We start from the raw sequence: 17,848 nt of genomic DNA, 5'->3' as shown, positions 1-17,848 counted from the left end.
TCCCGAACTGTCCCCCGTGGGGTACAGGCCCGACGACAGCATGCCCCCGCTGCAGCCCCGCGCACAAGGCGATCGGGCCGGATCTCCGGTGTTACAGCGGTGTTTCATCGGTCGCGCAGAGGGTGTACCCCGAACCGCTGCGCGGAGCGGACACGAAAACGGGGTACGGCGTTCCGGATCGATGCGATCCGGACTCCGTACCCCGAAGACCGAGCGGCGGTCGGCGTCACCAGGAGGGTTCGAGCCACCCGTCCCGTCGCTCGGCGGTCTGGAGGTCGGCGTCGCGGTCGAACTCGTCGTACTCGCTCTCGAAGTCGCCGACGAGGCTGCGGCCGGTGAAGGCGTGCGTGCTGGACATGCGGACGATGCTCACCCCGGAGGGCGACGACTCGGTGAACGGCCGGTGACCGGTCGCGGTCGCTCAGACGTCGATGTCGTCGTCGTCGCCGTCCGACCAGACGGCATCGCTCGCGGGATCGGGCAGCACGGAGTGACCGAAGGCGTCCTCGGGGTCGAGGTCCGCCGGTTCGGTCGACTGTGCATCCGTCCGCGCTGCGTCCACACGGACGAGTCGACCACCCGCCGGTGAACGGCGGGTGACGCGACGAGCGCCCCGGGAGGTGCGGCGCTACTCCGCGGAGGTCGGTGCGGGGGCCGGGCGACCGTGCTCACGCTCGAAGCGTGCGCGCTCCTCGGCCTCGACCTTGGCGTAGGCGGACCGCTCGGTGCGGTCCGCTCGCATGATCGCGCGCATGACGAACCAGAAGATCAGGCCGACGACGACGGTCGGCGTCACGGCGAAGATGATCCCGGTCACGACTCCATCTGGCACCGGAGCATCGTACCTCGCTCCGCTGTGCCGGACGACGGCGCTACTTGACCAGCGGGAACAGGATCGTCTCGCGGATCCCGAGGCCGGTGATCGCCATGAGCAGTCGGTCGACGCCCATGCCCATGCCGCCCGACGGCGGCATGGCGTGCTCGAGGGCCCGCAGGAACTCCTCGTCGACGCGCATCGCCTCGGGGTCACCGCCCGCGGCGAGCTTCGCCTGCTCGACGAAGCGCTCGCGCTGCACGACGGGGTCGACGAGCTCGGAGTACGCGGTCGCGAGCTCGAAGCCGCGCACGTACAGGTCCCACTTCTCGACGACGCCCGGGCGGGTGCGGTGCTGCCGGGTGAGCGGCGAGGTGTCGACCGGGAAGTTCATCACGAACGTCGGGGCGTGCAGCTTGTCCGAGTTGAAGTGCTCCCAGAGCTCCTCGACGTACTTGCCGTGCGTGGCGTGCGCGACCTCGACGCCCTCGGCCTCGGCGAGCGCCACCAGTTCGGACAGCGGGGTCTCCGGGGTGACCTCGTGGCCGGACGCCTCGGACAGGGACTCGTACATGTCCATGCGGGCCCAGTCGCCACCGAGGTCGTACTCGGTGCCGTCCGGCAGCGTGACGACGAGCGACCCGCCGGTCACCGCCTTCGTGGCGTTCTGCACGAGCTCCTGCGTGAGTTCCGCCATCTGCTCGTAGTTGCCGTACGCCTGGTAGGCCTCGACCATCGCGAACTCGGGCGAGTGCGACGAGTCGGCACCCTCGTTGCGGAAGTTGCGGTTGATCTCGAACACGCGGTCGATGCCGCCGACGACGGCCCGCTTGAGGAACAGCTCCGGCGCGATGCGCAGGTACAGCTCGGTGTCGAAGGCGTTCGAGTGCGTGACGAACGGACGCGCCGAGGCGCCACCGTGCTGCGTCTGCAGCATCGGGGTCTCGACCTCGAGGTACTCGTGCCCGGTGAACGTCTGCCGGAGCGACGCCATGACGGCGGCGCGGGCGCGGACGGTCTCGCGGGCCTGGTCGCGGACGATGAGGTCGAGGTACCGCTGGCGGACCCGGGTCTCCTCGTTCAGCTCGTTGTGCAGGTTGGGCAGCGGCAGAATCGCCTTCGCCGCGATCTGCCACTCGTCGACCATGATGCTCAGCTCGCCGCGACGCGAGGAGATGACGCGACCGTGCACGAACACGTGGTCGCCCAGGTCGACGTACTCCTTCCAGCGGGCGAGCGACTCCTCGCCCACCTCCGCCAGGGAGACCATCGCCTGGATGCGGGAGCCGTCACCGGACTGCAGCGACGCGAAGCAGAGCTTGCCGGTGTTGCGGGAGAACACGATGCGGCCGGCGACACCGACGACGTCCTGGGTCTCCTCGCCCGTCTCGAGGTGCGCGTACTGCTCGCGGACCGCCGGGATCGTCGTGGTGATCGGCAGTTCGGCCGGGTACGCCTCGATGCCCGCGACGAGCAGCTTCGCCCGCTTGTCGAGCCGCACCTGTCGCTGCTCGCTGGTCTCGGCGGCGGCGAGCTCCTCGGCGGAGGGGCCGTCGCCCGAGGGCTCGGTGGCGGGTGCGGTCTCGTCGGTCATGCTGGTGCGGCTCCGATGGGTCGTGGGGATGCACCGATGGTACCGGCCGGTCGGACACGGTCCGGTCGACCGGCAGCACGCGACCGGATCGGGCCGGACCACGCAACCGATCCGGCCGGAGCTACGAGCCCGTGGACGCTCCAATGGTCATACCATTGGAGCGCCCGCGGGGCACCGCCTCAGACGGACCCCGCATGCCGCGGGTGCGCTACAGCGTCGCCTGGCCGTCGGCCGCGGCGAGGGCGTTGTCGACCGCCGAGCGGACGAGGGTGCCGAGGACCCGGCCGGGGTGCTCCACGCCGATCCCGGAGAGCGTGCCCGCGGACTGGTCGACGATCGCGGTCGAGAACGACACCGCGGCGCGCACGGCGTCGGCGTACGCGGGGCGGTCCTGCTCGGAGACGACGAACGGCTCGGCGCCCATCTCGACCACGAGCGCCTGGGCGATGGGGAGCACGGGCGCGGGAGCGGTCACGGCGCAGTACGCGTCACGGAGTCGGACGAGGTCGACGCTCGTGCCGGTGAAGGCCATCGCGGGGTGGATCGCGAGCGGGATGGCGCCGGCGGACATCGCTGGGCGCAGGACCTCGACGCCGTGGTCGGGGCTCGTGTGCACGACGAGCTGTCCCGGCTGCCAGATCCCCGCGTCGGCCAGGCCCTGCACGAGCGAGGCGAGCTGGTCGTCCGGCACCGCGAGCAGCACGAGCTCGCTGCGCTCCACGAGCTCCGGTGTCGCGAGGACCGGCGCGCCGGGCAGCATGGCCTCGGCGCGGTCGCGTCCCGCGTCGGAGACGGCGGTCACCCCGACGATGGCGTGCTCCGCGTTCGCCAGTGCCGCACCGAGGACCGGTCCGACCCGTCCGGCGCCGACGATGCCGACACCGAGTCGCCCGGCCCTCACCGTGCGGCCCCGGGTGGCGGGACGTCGGTCCACCGGCCGGGAGGCGCGGGGCGGGTCCCTCCGTCGGCGCGCGACGTGCCCGTGGGGGCGTCGGGGGCCGTGGTCGCCGCCCACTGCGGGTGCGGAGCGCGCGTGGCGGGACCGGGCCGGGCCTCCCGTTCGCGCCACCGGTGGGAGGTGTCGGCGGCGGCAGCCTCGACGGCGCGGTGCGCCGTCTCGGACCAGAGGCGCTGCGCGTCGCCCGCGTCGAGCGCGCCGATGCGGGGTGACACCGGTCCGGCGACCGTGTGGACGTGCGCCGAGGCGAGCCGGAGGACGCGCTCGAGCGGCCCCTGCTCGACCTTCACGCTCTGCACGCGCGGCAGCGGGACGATCACGAGCGACCGCCACACGGCGCCGAGGCGCAGGAGGACCGCGCCCTGGACGAACCGGTACCCGTTGCGGCGGGAGGAGAACGGCCGGAGCCAGGCACCGCGTCGGGGCGAGTGCACGAAGCCGCCGCGGTCCCCGGTCGTGGTGAGGCTGTCGTCGACCACGCCGACCGCCTCGGACGATCCCTCGCGGAGTGCCTCGCGGGAGGCGGTGGGGCCGACGACCGCGGCACCGACCAGTCCGGGGAGGATGATGTCGAGGACCTGCCGGACGTCCTCGGCCCGTCCGACGGGCAGCACGATCGACGACGCCTGCTGGTTCGTCGACGCCCCGTTGCCGGCGTTCGTCGCGCGGTTGATGCGGACGTCCCACCACCCGAACGGCCGCCACAGCAGCGGCTGCGCGACGCTCACGGCGTGGATGCGACCGGGCGGCAGCGTCTCGTTCGAGGTCGACACGAGGCCGAAGCCGATGCGGATGCCGTCGCGGGTCTCGGCGATCGTGTACTGCAGCGAGCGCGAGAACTTGCGGACGGTGTAGCCGCCGGCGCCGATCACCACGGGGAACAGGGCGAACAGGATGCCGTACTCACCGGTGACCGCGATGCTGACGACGATCGCCGCGACGACCACGACGAAGAACACGGTCGTGAACGAGAGCAGCATCGAGGCGATGAGCCGGCCCGGGTGGACCTTCACGACCCGGGTGGCCCGGACGGCGCCGGGGTCGAGCTCCGGCGAGAAGAGCTCGTCGACGCGGTCCTGCAGCACGCCGTTCGAGCCCCGGACCGCGGTCTGCTCGTCGTCCTGCGCGCCCGAGGCCAGGACGAGGATGCGCGACCGCAGGTCGTCCGCCGCGCGGGCGCCGAGGTAGGCGAGCTGCACGTTCGCGTCGTTGCCGGCCTGCGCGATCTCGAGCTTCGCGGTGCCGAAGATCCGCGGGACGACGGGTCGCGAGATGTTGATGCCCTGGATCCGGTCGAGCCGCGCCTTCCGGTGGTTCCGGAACAGCACGCCGGACCGGACCTCGACGACGTCGCCGGTCACGCGGAACTCGTGCATCCGCCAGGACACGTAGAAGAGCCCGATCAGCACGACGAGCAGCACCACGATCGCGAGCACCACCCAGCCGACGGCCCCGTGCTCCCACACGTAGCGGACGGGGTCGCCGTCGTCCTGCGGCCCGTCGCCCGGCACGAAGAACTCGAGCACCTGGTCGCGGAGGTTGTTCAGGACGTAGCCGAGGACGACGATCAGGAAGATGCCGCCCTTGAGCAGGGGCGTCAGGGGGTGCAGACGGTGCCACTCGCCGTCGGTCAGGGGTGCGGCGGCGGCCGCGTCGCCCCGTCGTGGTGGCGCGGGTGGGGGCGGTCCGGGTCGGAAGGTCATCGTCGCTCCCTAGAGCCCGGCGCGGCGGGACTCGGCGAGCTCGACGAGTCGGTCGCGCAGCTCGTCGGCGTCCGCGGCGGGGATGCCCGGGATGCGGACGTTGGTCGACGCGGCGGCGGTCACGAACTTCAGCTCGCTGAGCCCGAGGATCCGGTCGAGCGGCCCGCGGTTCACGTCGACGAGCTGCATGCGCCCGTACGGCACGGCGGTGAAGCGCTGCCACATCAGGCCGCGGCGGAGCACGAGGTCGTCGTCCCGCAGGGCGTACCCGATCGCGCGCACGCGGCGGGGCGTGAGGACGGCGGTGACCAGGGCGACGAGGGCCACCGCGATCGCGACCAGGGTCCAGACCGTGCCGGCCGGACCGCCGAAGCCGTCGAACAGCACCGCGAAGAGCACGCAGCCGGCGGTGACGACGATCCCGACCACCACGGTGCTGACGAGTTCGGTCCAGACGAGCTTCGTCGAGACACGCGTCCACTCGGTACCGGTCAGGCCGAGCCCCGCCTCGTCGAGTCGTTCGAGCGGCATCGCGGCCTCCTGCGGTCGTCGGTCAGTTCGCCGCCGTCCCGCCCCTCGGCAGGTCGTCATCGTCGTCGCCCGGTGGCGGCGCCATGCACATGCGCTCGGCGACGAGCGCGCACACCACGAGCACGAGACCGCCCCCGACCGCGACGGCGTTCGGCAGGACCGAGCCTAGCGGCGGCAGGGCCGAGCGGGTCAGGAGGTACACGAGCAGTCCGGCGGCGAAGGCACCGAAGAGCGCGCCCGCGATGCTCGAGGCCTTCGCGAGCACGACCACGCGGGTGGCGTACAGCGGGTCGACGGCGTGCTGGCGGGTCGCACCGTCACGGGCGTGCCGGCGGACGGGCCGGGCCATCGCGACGACGGCGACACCGATCAGGGCGAGGGTCACGCCGAGCGGCGTCGAGAGCAGGAGGGTCGGCGACTGGCGCGACGCGAGCACGGCGTCGAGGGCGAACCCGGCGACGGCGGCCACGACGGCGACGCTGACGAGGGTGGAGGCGCGGGTCGGCTTCACCGCGTGTGCTCCGGCCCCTGCTCGGTGCCCTGCCCGCTCCCCTGGCCGTCGAAGAGGCGCGGTTCGTCGATGCGCTCCGTGTCGTCGCCGAGTGCGGCGAGCAGGTCGGCGACGGGCCCGGCACCGGGCAGCTCGGCGTCCGGGTCGGCGTCGAGCCACGGGGCGAGCACGAACGCCCGCTCCCCCGCGCGCGGGTGGGGCACGGTCAGGGTCGCCGTGTCGATCCGGATGTCGTCGATGGCCACGACGTCGAGGTCGAGCGTGCGGTCGCCCCACCGGACCTCGCGGGTGCGCCCGTGGTCGTCCTCGATGCCGTGCAGGGCGTCGAGCAACGCGTCGGGCGTCAGGTCGGTGTCGACCACGACGACGGCGTTCCGGTACCGCGGCTTCGTCGTGTCGAGCCCGTCCAGCGTCAGGGCGACGGACTCGACCTCGCGGCTCGAGGCCACCGGTCGGATGCCCGGCACCGCGGCGATCGCGCGCGCGGCCGACCGCAGGGTGCTGCCCCGGTCGCCGAGGTTGGCGCCGAGGGCGATGACGGCGCGGGTCACTCTTCCTCCTCGGACACCGAGGCGGCGCCACGACTGCGCCGGATCGTGATCGACACGTCCGTGAACGGCACGGTGATCGGCGCCTGCGGCTTGTGCACGGTGACCTCGGTCGCCAGTGCCGCGCGGTGCGTCAGGACCGCGGCGGCGATGCGCTCGGCGACGGTCTCGATGAGGTCGACCGGGTCGCGTTCGATCTCGGCGACGACCTGCTCGGCGAGCACCCCGTAGTGCACCGTGTCGTCGAGGTCGTCGCTGCCCGAGGCCGCGCGGGCGTCGACCTCGACGGCGACGTCGACGACGAAGTCCTGGCCGTCCTGCCGCTCGTGGTCGAAGACGCCGTGGTGTCCGCGTGCGCGGATCCCGGTGAGTCGGATGGTGTCCCTCATGTTCGTGCTGCCCTCCAGGCATCCCAGACGTCGAGCACGGCACGGGTCGGTGCCGGGTCGTGCACGCGGACCCCCCACGCGCCGCGCTCTGCGGCGAGCAGGCTGATCGCAGCGGTGGCGAGGTCCCGGTCGGCGGGCGGCGCTCCCGCGGGGCTGCCGACGCCGTCGAGGAAGCGCTTGCGCGACGCCGCGACGAGGACCGGCAGCCCGATCGACGCGAACCGCTCGTAGCCGGCCAGGATCTCCCAGTTCTGCGCACCCCGCTTGGCGAAGCCGAGGCCCGGGTCGATGACGACCTGCTCCTCGCGCACCCCGAGGACGATGAGCTCCGCGACCCGGAACTCCACCTCGCGCCGGACCTCCTCGACCGCGTGCGTGTACTCGGCGTTCCGATACATACGGTCGCTGTGCCCGCGCCAGTGCATCACGACGAAGCCCGTGCCCGTGTCGCGGACGACGCGGACCATGTCGGGGTCGGCCAGCCCGCCGGAGACGTCGTTCACCACGACCGCACCGGCCGCCACGGACAGCTCCGCCGTGGAGGCGTTCATCGTGTCGACGCTCACCGCGATGCCCTCGGAGACGAGCTGCCGGACGACGGGCAGCACGCGCTCCTGCTCCACCGTCGGCGGGACCCGCTCGGCGCCGGGCCGGGTGGACTCACCGCCGACGTCGACCAGGTCGGCGCCGTTCGCCACGAGGTCACGGGCGTGGGCGACGGCGGCGTCCACCGCGAGGTGGAGGCCGCCGTCGCTGAACGAGTCGGGCGTGACGTTGAGGATGCCCATGACACGCGTGCCCGACTGTGCGGGGTGGGCGGCGCGGCGCACCTCGGCGAGCCGGCGCGCGCGCCTCGTCGGCAGGTCGGTCATGCCGGGCTAGGCGGGGGCGATACCCGGGTTGCCGAACGGACGACGACGGGGCTTCGACGACGACTCGGGGTCGCCCTGCTCCGCCGCGGTCGAGGCGGCCTTGCCCGGGAACTCGATCGCCGGCAGGTTCGAGACCGGCCGCTTGTCGCTCGAGAGCCACTGCGGGCGCTCGGGCAGCTTGCGGACGTCCTTGAAGATCTCGACGAGCTCCGGCGCGTCCAGCGTCTCCTTGTCGAGGAGCTCCCCGGCCAGACGGTCGAGGATGTCGCGGTTCGCGTTGAGCACCTCGTAGGCCTCGTCGTGCGCGGCCTCGAGCAGGGCGCGGGTCTCGGCGTCGACGGTCTCGGCGATGTTCTCCGAGTAGTCGCGGCCACTGCCACCGCTCATGTCGCGACCGACGAACGGCTCGCTCGAACCGGATCCGAGCTTGACGGAACCGACGGCACGGCTCATGCCGTACTCGGTGACCATCTTGCGCGCGGTCGAGGTGGCCTTCTCGATGTCGTTCGACGCACCCGTGGTCGGGTCGTGGAAGACGATCTCCTCGGCCACGCGACCGCCCATGGCGTAGGTCAGCTGGTCGAGCAGCTCGTTGCGGGTCACCGAGTACTTGTCCTCGAGCGGGAGCACCATCGTGTAGCCGAGGGCACGGCCGCGCGGCAGGATCGTGATCTTCGTGACCGGGTCGGTGTGCCGCATCGCCGCTGCCGCCAGGGCGTGGCCGCCCTCGTGGTAGGCGGTGATGAGCTTCTCCTGGTCGGACATGATCCGCGTGCGGCGCTGCGGGCCGGCCATCACGCGGTCGACCGCCTCGTCGAGGGCACGGTTGTCGATGAGCTGCGCGTTCGAGCGCGCGGTCAGCAGGGCGGCCTCGTTGAGGACGTTCGCCAGGTCGGCGCCGGTGAAGCCCGGCGTCTTGCGGGCGAGGAGCTCGAGGTCGACGCTCGCGGCGAGCGGCTTGCCCTTCGCGTGCACCTCGAGGATCTGCTTGCGGCCCTGCAGGCTCGGCGCGTCCACGCCGATCTGGCGGTCGAAGCGGCCCGGGCGGAGGAGCGCGGGGTCGAGCACGTCGGGACGGTTCGTCGCGGCGATGAGGATGACGTTCGTCTTGCCGTCGAAGCCGTCCATCTCGACGAGCAGCTGGTTGAGCGTCTGCTCGCGCTCGTCGTTGCCGCCGCCGATGCCGGCGCCGCGGTGACGGCCGACGGCGTCGATCTCGTCGATGAAGACGATGGCGGGGGCGTTCTGCTTGGCCTGGTCGAACAGGTCGCGGACGCGGCTCGCACCGACACCGACGAACATCTCGACGAAGTCCGAACCGGAGATCGAGTAGAACGGCACGCCCGCCTCACCCGCGACGGCGCGGGCGAGCAGGGTCTTGCCGGTGCCGGGAGGGCCGTACAGCAGCACGCCCTTCGGGATCTTCGCGCCGACGGCCTGGAACTTGGCCGGCTCCTGCAGGAACTCCTTGATCTCGTGGAGCTCCTCGATGGCCTCGTCGGAACCGGCGACGTCGGCGAAGGTGACCTGCGGGTTCTCCTTGTTGTTCATCTTCGCGCGCGACTTGCCGAACTGCATCACCTTCGAGCCGCCGCCCTGGGCGCTCGACAGGAGGAACCAGAACAGGGCGCCGATGATGAGGAACGGCAGGATGATGCCGAGCAGGGACAGGAACCAGTTGCCCTGCTGCACGGTGTCGTTGTAGCCGTCGGGGAGGTTCGCGTCGTTGACCGCGCTGATGACCTCTTCACCACGCGGCGTGGAGTAGTAGAACTGCTCCTTCGCGTTGCCGTCCTTGAGGGTGAGGTCGACGCGCTGCTCGGTCGAGTTCACGACCACGGACGAGACCTTGCCGTCGGCGAGCTGCTCGAGACCCTTCTGGGTGTCGATCTGCTGCGTGCCGGACTGCGCGATGACGCTCCAGCCGATGAAGATGCCGACCAGCGCGATGAGCACGTAGAGGTACGGGCCGCGGAAGATGCGCTTGAAGTTCATGTGATCCGGGCGCGATGGCCCGACACCTTTCTCTGCCGGAGTTGCGTGGTGGTCAGCATACGGCCGTCACTCTGTGGCGAGAATGGGTGTCCTCTGCGGGCGAACTGCACGCCCGCCCCCCCGTCAGGAGTACACGTGCGGTGCGAGGACGCCGATGCCGCGCAGGTTCCGGTAGCGCTCGTCGTAGTCGAGGCCGTAGCCGACCACGAACGCGTCCGGGATCTCGAAGCCGGCGTACTTCACGTCGACCTCGACCTTCGCGGCCTCCGGCTTGCGGAGCAGCGCGACGATCTCGACGCTCGCGGCACCGCGGGACGCCAGGTTCTGCTTGAGCCACGACAGCGTCAGGCCGGAGTCGATGATGTCCTCGACGATGATGACGTCGCGGCCGTGCAGGTCGGTGTCGAGGTCCTTGAGGATCCGCACGACACCGGACGACTTCGTGCCGGAGCCGTACGACGACACCGCCATCCAGTCCATCCGCGCCTGCATCTTGAGGTGCCGCGAGAAGTCCGCCATCACCATGACGGCGCCCTTCAGCACACCGACGAGCAGCGGGTCCTTGCCCGCGTAGTCGCGGTCGACCACCGCGGCGAGCTCGGCGAGCTTCGCGTCGATCTGCTCGGGGGTGAAGAGCACTTCGGACAGGTCTGCCTGGACGTCGGAGAGTTCCACCGGTCCAGGGTAACGGTCAGGACGCGGCGGTGAAGGCCACCCGCTCGCCCTCCCGCGTCGCCCGGACGCCCGGCAGGTCGATCGGTCCCTGCCCGCTCCAGTCGGTCACGAGCCGGCACACCTCGAGCGTCTGCACCCGGGAGAGCGTCACGCCGAACTCGCTCTCGACCGCGAGCCGGACGAGCCGTTGCCGCAGGGCCGGCGGGTTCGCGATGAGCTCGGGCACGGACAGCGAGATGCCGGCCTCGGAGTGCTCGGCGAGGTCCTCGGCCATCTCCTCGGCGAAGTGGTCGAGGGCGGCGGCGTCCTCGCGGAGCTGCTCGGCCGTGCGCGCGAGGGCCTCGGGCACGCCGGGACCGAGTTCGCGCTCGAGCGTCGGCAGCAGGCTGCTCCGGACCCGCACGCGGGCGTAGGCGTGGTCGTCGTTCTGCGGGTCGTCCCACGGCACGAGTCCCGCGGCGGCGCACGCCTGACGGGTCACGTGCCGACGGAGCCCGAGCAGCGGGCGGCCGTAGGCCGGACCCGCGGTCCGCCGCGCCAGCGGTGGCATGCCGGACAGTGCGTCCGGTCCGCTGCCGCGCAGCAGGCCCAGCAGCACCGTCTCGGCCTGGTCGTCCAGGGTGTGCCCGAACAGCACGAGCGGTGACCCGGTGGCGGACGCGACGTCCGTGACGGCGGCGTGCCGTGCCTCCCGTGCGGCGCCCTCCGGACCGCCGTCCGGGCCGACCGCCACCCGCCGGACCGTCACCGGGTCGAGCCCCAGTGCCGCGGCCTGCCGGGAGGCGCGGGTCGCCACCGCCTCGCTGCCCGCCTGGAGCGCGTGGTCGACCACGACCGCGCCGGCACGCAGGTCCTGCTTCGGCGCCTCGAACGCGGTGGCGGCGGCGAGCGCGAGCGAGTCCGGTCCGCCGCTCAGCGCTACCGTCACGAGGTCGCCCGACCGGACGACCCCGTCGGTCAGCGCCTGCGCGAGCAGCGTCCGCACCGCGAGGCGGGTCGCTGCGACGGCGGGGTCCAACCGGGGACGCGGAGAGATCACCCGGTAACGTTAGCCGCGCTTTCTTCCCGCACATGAGACCAGGAGCGCACCATGACCGCGTACGACGTCGTCGTCGAGATCCCCAAGGGCAGCCGCAACAAGTACGAGGTCGACCACGAGACCGGTCGCGTGTACCTCGACCGCGTGCTGTTCACCTCGTTCGTCTACCCGACCGACTACGGGTTCTTCGAGAAGACCCTGGCCGACGACGGCGACCCCGTGGACGCGCTGCTGCTGCTCGAGTACCCGACCTTCCCGGGTGTGGGCGTCAAGGTCCGTCCGGTCGGCGTCTTCAAGATGAGCGACGAGGCCGGCAACGACGCGAAGGTCCTCGTGGTCCCCGCGAAGGACCCGCGCTGGCAGCACGTCCAGGACATCTCGGACGTCGACGACCAGACGAAGGCCGAGATCGCGCACTTCTTCGAGCGCTACAAGGACCTCGAGCCGAACAAGTGGGTCAAGGCCGAGGGCTGGGGCGACGCCGCCGAGGCCGAGGCGATCGTGCAGGCCGGCCAGGCCGCGTACGTGCCCGCCGGTCACTGACGCACCGCGCACGCGAACGGCGCCCGCTCTCCGGTCGGAGGGCGGGCGCCGTTCTTCGTGTCGGTGCTCTCGGTGTCCGTGGCCCGGCTACATCGAGCCGCTCGGACGGGCCACGTAGGGCAGGAGCTGGCTCGGGGTCCAGATCGCCCGCTCGAGCACACCGCGCGTGGGGTTCGCGGCCTCGACCATCATCCCGCCACCGGTGTAGATCGAGTCGTGGTACGCCCCGCTGACCGAACCGTTGGTCGAGTAGAAGAGGATGTCGCCGGCCTGCCGCTGCGACAGCGGGACCAGGCGGCCGATCGACGCGAAGTGGTTGTACTGCCAGACGACGTTGTGGCCGCCCGTGGCGATGCCCTGGGAGTTGTAGGCCATCATCACCAGTCCCGAGCAGTCCCACTGGTTCGGGCCGGCGCCCCCGAAGACGTAGGCGTCGCCGATCTGCGCGCGGGCGTAGGCGATGGCGCCGGCGGCCTTGCTCGCACTCGGTGCGGGAGCGGGGGCTGGAGCGGGAGCGGGCGCCGGCTTCGGAGCGGGGGCGGGCTTCGGAGCGGGCGCGGGAGCCGGAGCAGGGGCGGGCGCGGGTGCCGGAGCGCTCGGGCTCGACGGCTTCGAGGTCGGCGTGCTCGTGGTCGGCGTGCTCGTGGCCGGTCGCGACGGGACGCTCGGCGACGACGGGTCGGTCCCGGTGCTCGTGCCGCCACCACTCGGCTGCCCGCCGGCGCTCGGCGCGGTCGTCGTGGCGCCGCCACCGTCCGCGTTGCCGTTGCTGTTGCCGTTGCTCGTGCTGCCCCCGCCGGCCCGGGCGGCGAGCTGCTGCTCGGCGCGGGCGGCCTGCTGCGCGTCCCAGTACGCCGTCTCGGTGGCGACGCTCGTGCCCTTGAGGAACGCGAGCTGCTCGAGCACCTCGGACTGCTTGGCCTGCTGCTGCTCGACCCGGCCGCTCGCCGCAGCCGCCAGGGCGTTCGCCTCGTCCAGCGCGCGTTCCGACTTCCGCGTCGCCTCGGCCAGGGCGGTGGTCGCGGCCTGCTGCTGCGCGGCGATCGACTCGACCGTGTTCTGGTCGGCCTGCGCCTGGGCGAGGACCCGGGCCGAGCGCTCGGACAGGTGCGAGACCGTGCCGACGCGGTAGAGCAGGTCCTTCGCGTCCGACGCGTCGACGAGCATCGAGGTCGAGAGGTCCCCACCACCCGTGCGCGAGAGCTCGACGACGAGCCCCGCGACCTGCGCCGCCGACTCGTCCGCTCGTGCACCGGCGCGCTTCGCCTGCGCGGTCAGGTCGTCGAGGGTGTCCTTCGCGTCCTGCTGCTCGGACGCCGCCATCGCGTAGTCCTGGCCCGCCTGGAGCTCCGCCACCTGCGCCGAGTCCGCGGCGTCCTGCAGGGTCTGCAGTCGGGCGCTCAGCTCGTCGGCCGTCTGCTGGGCCTGGGCGGTGTCCGCCTTGGCCTCGCGCACGTCGTCCCAGCTCGGGGCCGACGGCGCGGCCTGCGCGGGACCGGCGAGCACGACCGACAGACCGATGCCGAGGACGGCGACGACCGCGGTGCACGCGGTGCGGTGACGGGGGGAGGGCTTCATGTCGTGCTCAGGGCCTCTCGACGGCGCTGTTGCTCATACCGAGATCCCCCGCGCTGCCATGAAGGGGACCGGGTCGACGGCGGAGCCGTTCACCCGGGTCTCGAAGTGGAGGTGGCACCCCGTCGACCAACCGGTGGAGCCGATCTTCGCGATCTGCTGGCCGGCCTCGACGTGCTGCCCGACGGACACGAGGATGCCGCCGTCGACGATGTGCCCGTAGGCGGTGGAGATGCCGCCGCCGTTGTCGAGCACGACCTCGTTGCCGTAGCCGCCGCCGTTCGCCGCGAAGGTGACGGTGCCGGAGTGCGCCGCGTAGATCGGGGCGTAGCAGGCCGGCGCGAGGTCGACCCCGGCGTGCAGGGCGCGGTAGTGCGTGTACGGGTCGACGCGGTAGCCGTAGGGGCTCGTCTGGTAGCCGCCGGCGGGACGGACCCACCCGGAGGAGTTCGGCGTCCCACCACCGGAACCGCCCTGCGTGGTGGCCGATGCCTTCGCCGCCGCGGCCGCCTGCCGGGCCGCCGCGGCCTCGGCCGCTGCCCGCCGCGCCTTCTCGGCAGCGACGCCCTTGTCGTAGGCCGCCTCGACGTTCTTCGCGTTCGTCGTCAGCAGGGTGAGCTGCGCTTCGAGGCGGGCCTTGTTGTCGGCCTCGGCGTCGACTGCGGTCTGGGCGCGGTCTGCGGCGTCCTGAGCGGCCTGCATCTTCGCCTGGGCGGCGTCGGCGAGGGCCCCGAGGGCCTCCTTCGCCTGTTCGGCACGGTCGGCGAGGCCCTGGGCGACCCCGCGGTCCTGCGAGGCCTGCGAGTAGATGCCGTCCGCCTGCTCCGACAGCTTCGACATCGCGCCGAGCTCGTAGAGCAGGTCGCCGGACGCCGACGGGTGCGTGAGGATGTCGGTCGTCACGTCGTTCGCGCTCGCACGACCGAGCTGTGCGGCGAGCTGGCCCGCCTGCGCCTCCGACTGCTTCGCGGTGCGCTCGGCCTCGTCCGCCTGACCCTGCAGCGTCTGCTGCTCGAGGGTCGCGGCGTCGTACTTCGTCTGTGCGTCCTGGTACGCCTTGCCCGCCGCTGCGGCCGAGGCCCGGGCGGCCGATGCCTTCGACGTGAGGTCGTCGAGGAGCGCCTTGATCTCCGTCACCTTCGCCTGCTGCGCGTCCTTCGACGCCTTGGCCTGCTCGACGTCGGACCAGCTCGGGTACCCGGCGGCCGAGGCCGCGGCGACCGGACCGACGGCCGCGAGGGCCCCGGCGGTGAGCACGACGGCGACCGCGGCGGCGATCACGCGGCGGCGGGGGCGGAGGGAGGTGAGGGATTTCGACATCTGTCTCGTTTTCGTAACGGCACGGCGGGGCTCGCGCACGTGACGCTGTCAACAGACGCAACAGTAACAACAGCAGTCACACGGCGGACACCCCCGAGTGAGGGTGCCAGGACGCCCCGATGGTGGCACCGGGGACGCGTCGGGTCCGGGACGGGACGGCGCGACACGCCGGAGATGCACGCTTCGGGGGCGTTCGATTTGCACACCTCGCAGGGCATCCGTATGCTTGTCCATCGGTAGCGCACGGCGCAGCTTGCGGCCCTATCGTTTAGTGGCCTAGGACACCGCCCTTTCACGGCGGCAGCACGGGTTCGAATCCCGTTGGGGTCACTCAACTCGAGTGAGCAAGCAAGCAAGCGGAGCAACACCGAAGCAGTAACCACAACACAACATGGCCCTGTAGCGCAGTTGGTTAGCGTGCCGCCCTGTCACGGCGGAGGTCGCGGGTTCAAGTCCCGTCAGGGTCGCCACGGCTGGATAGCTCAGTTGGTAGAGCGTTCGACTGAAAATCGAAAGGTCCACGGATCGATGCCGTGTCCAGCCACGGTGAAGAGCCCCTCACGAGAGTGAGGGGCTCTTTTGCGTTCCCGGGCGGTCCCCGGGGACGCAACCGGGCCTAGGCCTCGCGGGTCTTCGGGCTGCTGTCGTTCGTCTTCGCCGGGTCGCGCTCGACGACCGACCCGAGGGCGTCGTCGATACTGGACATCAGCTCCGCGGGGATCTGCACCCCGGCAGCGCCGGCGTTGTCGTGCACCTGCTCCGGACGCGAGGCACCGATGATCGCCGACGCCACGTTCTGGTTCTGCAGCACCCACGCGACCGCGAGCTGCGCCATCGAGAGGCTGAGCTCGTCGGCGATCGGCTTGAGGTCCTGCACGGCGGTGAGCACCTCGTCGTTCATGAAGCGCTCGATCATCTTCGCGCCGCCCTTGTCGTCCGTGGCCCGGGAGCCCTCCGGCAGCGGCTGACCGGGCTGGTACTTGCCGGTCAGGACGCCCTGGGCGATCGGGGACCAGACGATCTGCGAGATGCCGAGCTCCTCCGAGGTCGGGACGACCTCGCCCTCGATGACCCGCCAGAGCGCCGAGTACTGCGGCTGGTTCGAGATGAGCTGGAATCCCAACTCCTTCGCCAGGGCCGCACCCGCGCGGAGCTGGTCCGCGGTCCACTCCGAGACGCCGACGTACAGCACCTTGCCCTGTCGCACGACGTCGGCGAACGCCTGCATCGTCTCCTCGAGCGGGGTCTCGTGGTCGAAGCGGTGCGCCTGGTAGAGGTCGACGTAGTCGGTCTGCAGGCGCTCGAGCGACCCGTCGATCGACTCGAGGATGTGCTTCCGGCTGAGCCCGGTGTCGTTGTGGCCCTTCGGACCGGTCGGGCCGAAGACCTTCGTCGCGATCTCGAGCGACTGGCGCCGCTCCCCCTTGAGGGCCTCGCCGAGGACGGTCTCGGCGCCGGTGTTCGCGTAGACGTCGGCGGTGTCGAACGTCGAGATGCCGACGTCGAGCGCGGCACGGACGCAGGCGATCGCCGCGTCGTTCTCGACCTGGGAGGCGTGGGTGAGCCAGTTGCCGTAGGTGATCTCGGACACCTTGAGGCCCGAGTTGCCGAGGTAGCGGTACTCCATGTGCGTGTCACTCCTGTCGTGGAGCGCGTCGGTGCGCCCCGCACGTGACGGTAGTCCTGCGGCCCCGGCACACGGCGGAGACGACGGAACCCCGGCGATGTGGCCAGAGCCAGTGATCGTTCCGGGGTCTACATCGTCAACCTAGCCGGCCTCCGTCTCTACGTCGAGGTCCAAGGCATCGTCGTCGCTCGGTGATCCGAGTCTCCGGTCACTCAGGTTGTTCACGTGGAGCGGGTCTTCGAGGTTGCGCGGCTCGCGACTCACACATTCCCACAAGCCGTCGATGTGCTCGTGGAGGGACTCGGAGATACGAGCCCACATCGGGTCGAGCACGAAGTCGATTCCTGCTCGACGCGCGTGCTTCGCGGCCGGAACGAAGTCGCTGTCCCCTGCGATCATGATGATCTGGTTGACGTGGCCGTTCGCCGCCAGGGTCGCGATGTCCAAGCCGAGGCGCATGTCGACACCCTTCTGCGTGATGTCGAGCGTGAAGTCCTGTTCCTCGAGATCCTCCACCGCGATCGACCCTGCCAGTAGCTTCTTGAGCTTCTCGGCCCGCAGCTGGTAGCCCGACTGAGTCTCCAACAGTTCACCTCGTCGCAGCGCGACCTTGCGTCGCTTGACGAGAGCCTTGTGGAACTCGACCATCCAGTCATGATCGGGCGTCTTGGCGAGATTGACACTCGTCCTCGTCAGCGGGTGGAACACGACCTTCTCGGACGGCGGGCAGTCGTAGTAGAAGATGCGGTAGAGCCGCGACTTCGCCTTCCGCGTGTGCCGCCGGCAATACTCGAGGAGTTCGTCCGCCCGCTGCTCCGGATCCTTGTGTCCGAACAAGCGTGCCGCCCGGCGCCGGTAGAACCCACCATCGACGAGGATCGCGGTGACCGGCTCGGCACGCACCGGAACAGGGGTGGAATCCACGTGCCCTGTGATCGATGTCAATGCCCCGCTTCGGCCTCGCCCGTTCGCCATGTCCGCCCCTCCCCACAGAGAAATACCCTTGTCATCGGCCTGCCCACAATCGGTAGGGCGGTCAACGGCAAGGGTTGTGCGTCGTAACTTACACGGAGTGTGCGCGTCCCGCCAGCCGACCTGGGCAACGCGATGACGCCTCTTCGTGGGTCCTCGACGCCCGACCCAGCGACTGAGGG

Annotated in this window: 19 protein-coding genes and 3 tRNA genes; 4 read left to right on the top strand and 18 right to left on the bottom strand. The window is 71.3% G+C overall.

Going from position 1 to position 17,848, the window contains the following annotated elements:
• Positions 1 to 226: 226 nt before the first annotated feature.
• From Cus16_RS17000 to tilS, 14 genes are all read right to left on the bottom strand, one after another.
• Positions 227 to 358, bottom strand: a complete 132-nt coding sequence (locus Cus16_RS17000) for a hypothetical protein (RefSeq protein ID WP_259346175.1) — start codon at positions 356 to 358, stop codon at positions 227 to 229.
• Positions 359 to 421: 63 nt separating this feature from the next.
• A complete protein-coding gene (locus tag Cus16_RS16600) occupies positions 422 to 562 on the bottom strand; it encodes a hypothetical protein (RefSeq protein WP_189319544.1) in 141 nt (46 codons plus the stop codon).
• 66 nt (positions 563 to 628) lie between these two features.
• Positions 629 to 832, bottom strand: coding sequence for a hypothetical protein (locus Cus16_RS06390; RefSeq protein ID WP_069711836.1), 204 nt, complete (start codon positions 830 to 832; stop codon positions 629 to 631).
• Positions 833 to 872: 40 nt separating this feature from the next.
• Positions 873 to 2,408: a lysine--tRNA ligase gene (gene lysS, locus Cus16_RS06385; protein WP_069711835.1), complete on the bottom strand. Its 1,536-nt coding sequence runs from the start codon at positions 2,406 to 2,408 to the stop codon at positions 873 to 875.
• Positions 2,409 to 2,616: 208 nt separating this feature from the next.
• Complete coding sequence (locus tag Cus16_RS06380) at positions 2,617 to 3,309, bottom strand: Rossmann-like and DUF2520 domain-containing protein (RefSeq protein ID WP_223246547.1); 693 nt, start codon at positions 3,307 to 3,309, stop codon at positions 2,617 to 2,619.
• A complete protein-coding gene (locus Cus16_RS06375) occupies positions 3,306 to 5,069 on the bottom strand; it encodes a PH domain-containing protein (protein WP_069711833.1) in 1,764 nt (587 codons plus the stop codon). The genes Cus16_RS06380 and Cus16_RS06375 overlap by 4 nt, the downstream gene beginning before the upstream one ends.
• 9 nt (positions 5,070 to 5,078) lie before the next feature.
• Positions 5,079 to 5,600, bottom strand: a complete 522-nt coding sequence (locus Cus16_RS06370) for a PH domain-containing protein (protein ID WP_069711832.1) — start codon at positions 5,598 to 5,600, stop codon at positions 5,079 to 5,081.
• 22 nt (positions 5,601 to 5,622) lie between these two features.
• Positions 5,623 to 6,111, bottom strand: coding sequence for a DUF3180 domain-containing protein (locus tag Cus16_RS06365; protein WP_069711831.1), 489 nt, complete (start codon positions 6,109 to 6,111; stop codon positions 5,623 to 5,625).
• Positions 6,108 to 6,662, bottom strand: coding sequence for a 2-amino-4-hydroxy-6-hydroxymethyldihydropteridine diphosphokinase (gene folK / locus Cus16_RS06360; protein WP_069711830.1), 555 nt, complete (start codon positions 6,660 to 6,662; stop codon positions 6,108 to 6,110). The genes Cus16_RS06365 and folK overlap by 4 nt, the downstream gene beginning before the upstream one ends.
• Positions 6,659 to 7,048 (bottom strand): dihydroneopterin aldolase, encoded by a 390-nt coding sequence (folB, locus tag Cus16_RS06355; protein WP_069711829.1) that lies wholly within the window; start codon positions 7,046 to 7,048, stop codon positions 6,659 to 6,661. The genes folK and folB overlap by 4 nt, the downstream gene beginning before the upstream one ends.
• Positions 7,045 to 7,920: a dihydropteroate synthase gene (folP, locus tag Cus16_RS06350; RefSeq protein ID WP_083263771.1), complete on the bottom strand. Its 876-nt coding sequence runs from the start codon at positions 7,918 to 7,920 to the stop codon at positions 7,045 to 7,047. Before folP ends, folB begins: the two co-directional genes overlap by 4 nt.
• 6 nt (positions 7,921 to 7,926) lie before the next feature.
• On the bottom strand, positions 7,927 to 9,915 hold the full coding sequence (gene ftsH, locus Cus16_RS06345) for an ATP-dependent zinc metalloprotease FtsH (protein ID WP_069711828.1): 1,989 nt from the start codon (positions 9,913 to 9,915) through the stop codon (positions 7,927 to 7,929).
• A 123-nt stretch (positions 9,916 to 10,038) separates the two neighbouring features.
• Positions 10,039 to 10,590, bottom strand: a complete 552-nt coding sequence (gene hpt / locus Cus16_RS06340; RefSeq protein ID WP_069711827.1) for a hypoxanthine phosphoribosyltransferase — start codon at positions 10,588 to 10,590, stop codon at positions 10,039 to 10,041.
• A gap of 16 nt (positions 10,591 to 10,606) precedes the next feature.
• Positions 10,607 to 11,629, bottom strand: a complete 1,023-nt coding sequence (gene tilS, locus Cus16_RS06335) for a tRNA lysidine(34) synthetase TilS (RefSeq protein ID WP_069711826.1) — start codon at positions 11,627 to 11,629, stop codon at positions 10,607 to 10,609.
• Between the two features lie 51 nt (positions 11,630 to 11,680).
• On the opposite strand from tilS, the gene Cus16_RS06330 reads away from it, so the two are divergent.
• Positions 11,681 to 12,172 (top strand): inorganic diphosphatase, encoded by a 492-nt coding sequence (locus Cus16_RS06330; RefSeq protein ID WP_069711825.1) that lies wholly within the window; start codon positions 11,681 to 11,683, stop codon positions 12,170 to 12,172.
• Between the two features lie 87 nt (positions 12,173 to 12,259).
• Here Cus16_RS06330 and Cus16_RS06325 read toward each other — a convergent pair whose 3' ends face one another.
• Together Cus16_RS06325 and Cus16_RS06320 are read right to left on the bottom strand one after the other, a co-directional pair.
• Positions 12,260 to 13,750 (bottom strand): NlpC/P60 family protein, encoded by a 1,491-nt coding sequence (locus Cus16_RS06325; RefSeq protein ID WP_069711824.1) that lies wholly within the window; start codon positions 13,748 to 13,750, stop codon positions 12,260 to 12,262.
• 33 nt (positions 13,751 to 13,783) lie between these two features.
• Positions 13,784 to 15,067: a M23 family metallopeptidase gene (locus Cus16_RS06320; protein WP_069711823.1), complete on the bottom strand. Its 1,284-nt coding sequence runs from the start codon at positions 15,065 to 15,067 to the stop codon at positions 13,784 to 13,786.
• 257 nt (positions 15,068 to 15,324) lie between these two features.
• Here Cus16_RS06320 and Cus16_RS06315 point away from each other — a divergent pair.
• The 3 genes from Cus16_RS06315 to Cus16_RS06305 all read left to right on the top strand — a co-directional run bounded on the left by Cus16_RS06315 (position 15,325) and on the right by Cus16_RS06305 (position 15,611).
• A tRNA-Glu gene (locus Cus16_RS06315) sits at positions 15,325 to 15,397 on the top strand.
• A gap of 63 nt (positions 15,398 to 15,460) precedes the next feature.
• Positions 15,461 to 15,537 (top strand) — tRNA-Asp (locus tag Cus16_RS06310).
• Between the two features lies 1 nt (position 15,538).
• Positions 15,539 to 15,611: transfer RNA gene (locus Cus16_RS06305), tRNA-Phe, on the top strand.
• Between the two features lie 72 nt (positions 15,612 to 15,683).
• Here Cus16_RS06305 and Cus16_RS06300 read toward each other — a convergent pair.
• Both Cus16_RS06300 and Cus16_RS06295 read right to left on the bottom strand, forming a co-directional pair.
• The gene (locus Cus16_RS06300) at positions 15,684 to 16,694 is read right to left on the bottom strand and encodes an aldo/keto reductase family protein (RefSeq protein ID WP_069711822.1); all 1,011 of its coding nucleotides are present in this window, start codon (positions 16,692 to 16,694) and stop codon (positions 15,684 to 15,686) included.
• 141 nt (positions 16,695 to 16,835) lie between these two features.
• A complete protein-coding gene (locus Cus16_RS06295) occupies positions 16,836 to 17,618 on the bottom strand; it encodes an NYN domain-containing protein (RefSeq protein ID WP_223246546.1) in 783 nt (260 codons plus the stop codon).
• Between the last annotated feature and the right edge of the window lie 230 nt (positions 17,619 to 17,848).

This window comes from Curtobacterium sp. ER1/6, from assembly GCF_001742745.1.
Lineage (GTDB): Bacteria > Actinomycetota > Actinomycetes > Actinomycetales > Microbacteriaceae > Curtobacterium > Curtobacterium citri.
The sequence above is the reverse complement of the archived record's forward strand: the minus strand, read 5'-3'. Positions and strand labels throughout refer to the sequence as shown.

What these genes read in the sequence shown, in the direction of transcription:
- Cus16_RS17000 (WP_259346175.1), bottom strand. Translation starts at nt 358, where the DNA reads ATGTCCAGCACGCACGCCTTCACCGGCCGCAGCCTCGTCGGCGACTTC.
- lysS (WP_069711835.1), bottom strand. Translation starts at nt 2,408, where the DNA reads ATGACCGACGAGACCGCACCCGCCACCGAGCCCTCGGGCGACGGCCCC.
- Cus16_RS06375 (WP_069711833.1), bottom strand. Translation starts at nt 5,069, where the DNA reads ATGACCTTCCGACCCGGACCGCCCCCACCCGCGCCACCACGACGGGGC.
- Cus16_RS06370 (WP_069711832.1), bottom strand. Translation starts at nt 5,600, where the DNA reads ATGCCGCTCGAACGACTCGACGAGGCGGGGCTCGGCCTGACCGGTACC.
- folB (WP_069711829.1), bottom strand. Translation starts at nt 7,048, where the DNA reads ATGAGGGACACCATCCGACTCACCGGGATCCGCGCACGCGGACACCAC.
- folP (WP_083263771.1), bottom strand. Translation starts at nt 7,920, where the DNA reads ATGACCGACCTGCCGACGAGGCGCGCGCGCCGGCTCGCCGAGGTGCGC.
- ftsH (WP_069711828.1), bottom strand. Translation starts at nt 9,915, where the DNA reads ATGAACTTCAAGCGCATCTTCCGCGGCCCGTACCTCTACGTGCTCATC.
- Cus16_RS06330 (WP_069711825.1), top strand. Translation starts at nt 11,681, where the DNA reads ATGACCGCGTACGACGTCGTCGTCGAGATCCCCAAGGGCAGCCGCAAC.
- Cus16_RS06325 (WP_069711824.1), bottom strand. Translation starts at nt 13,750, where the DNA reads ATGAAGCCCTCCCCCCGTCACCGCACCGCGTGCACCGCGGTCGTCGCC.
- Cus16_RS06320 (WP_069711823.1), bottom strand. Translation starts at nt 15,067, where the DNA reads ATGTCGAAATCCCTCACCTCCCTCCGCCCCCGCCGCCGCGTGATCGCC.
- Cus16_RS06300 (WP_069711822.1), bottom strand. Translation starts at nt 16,694, where the DNA reads ATGGAGTACCGCTACCTCGGCAACTCGGGCCTCAAGGTGTCCGAGATC.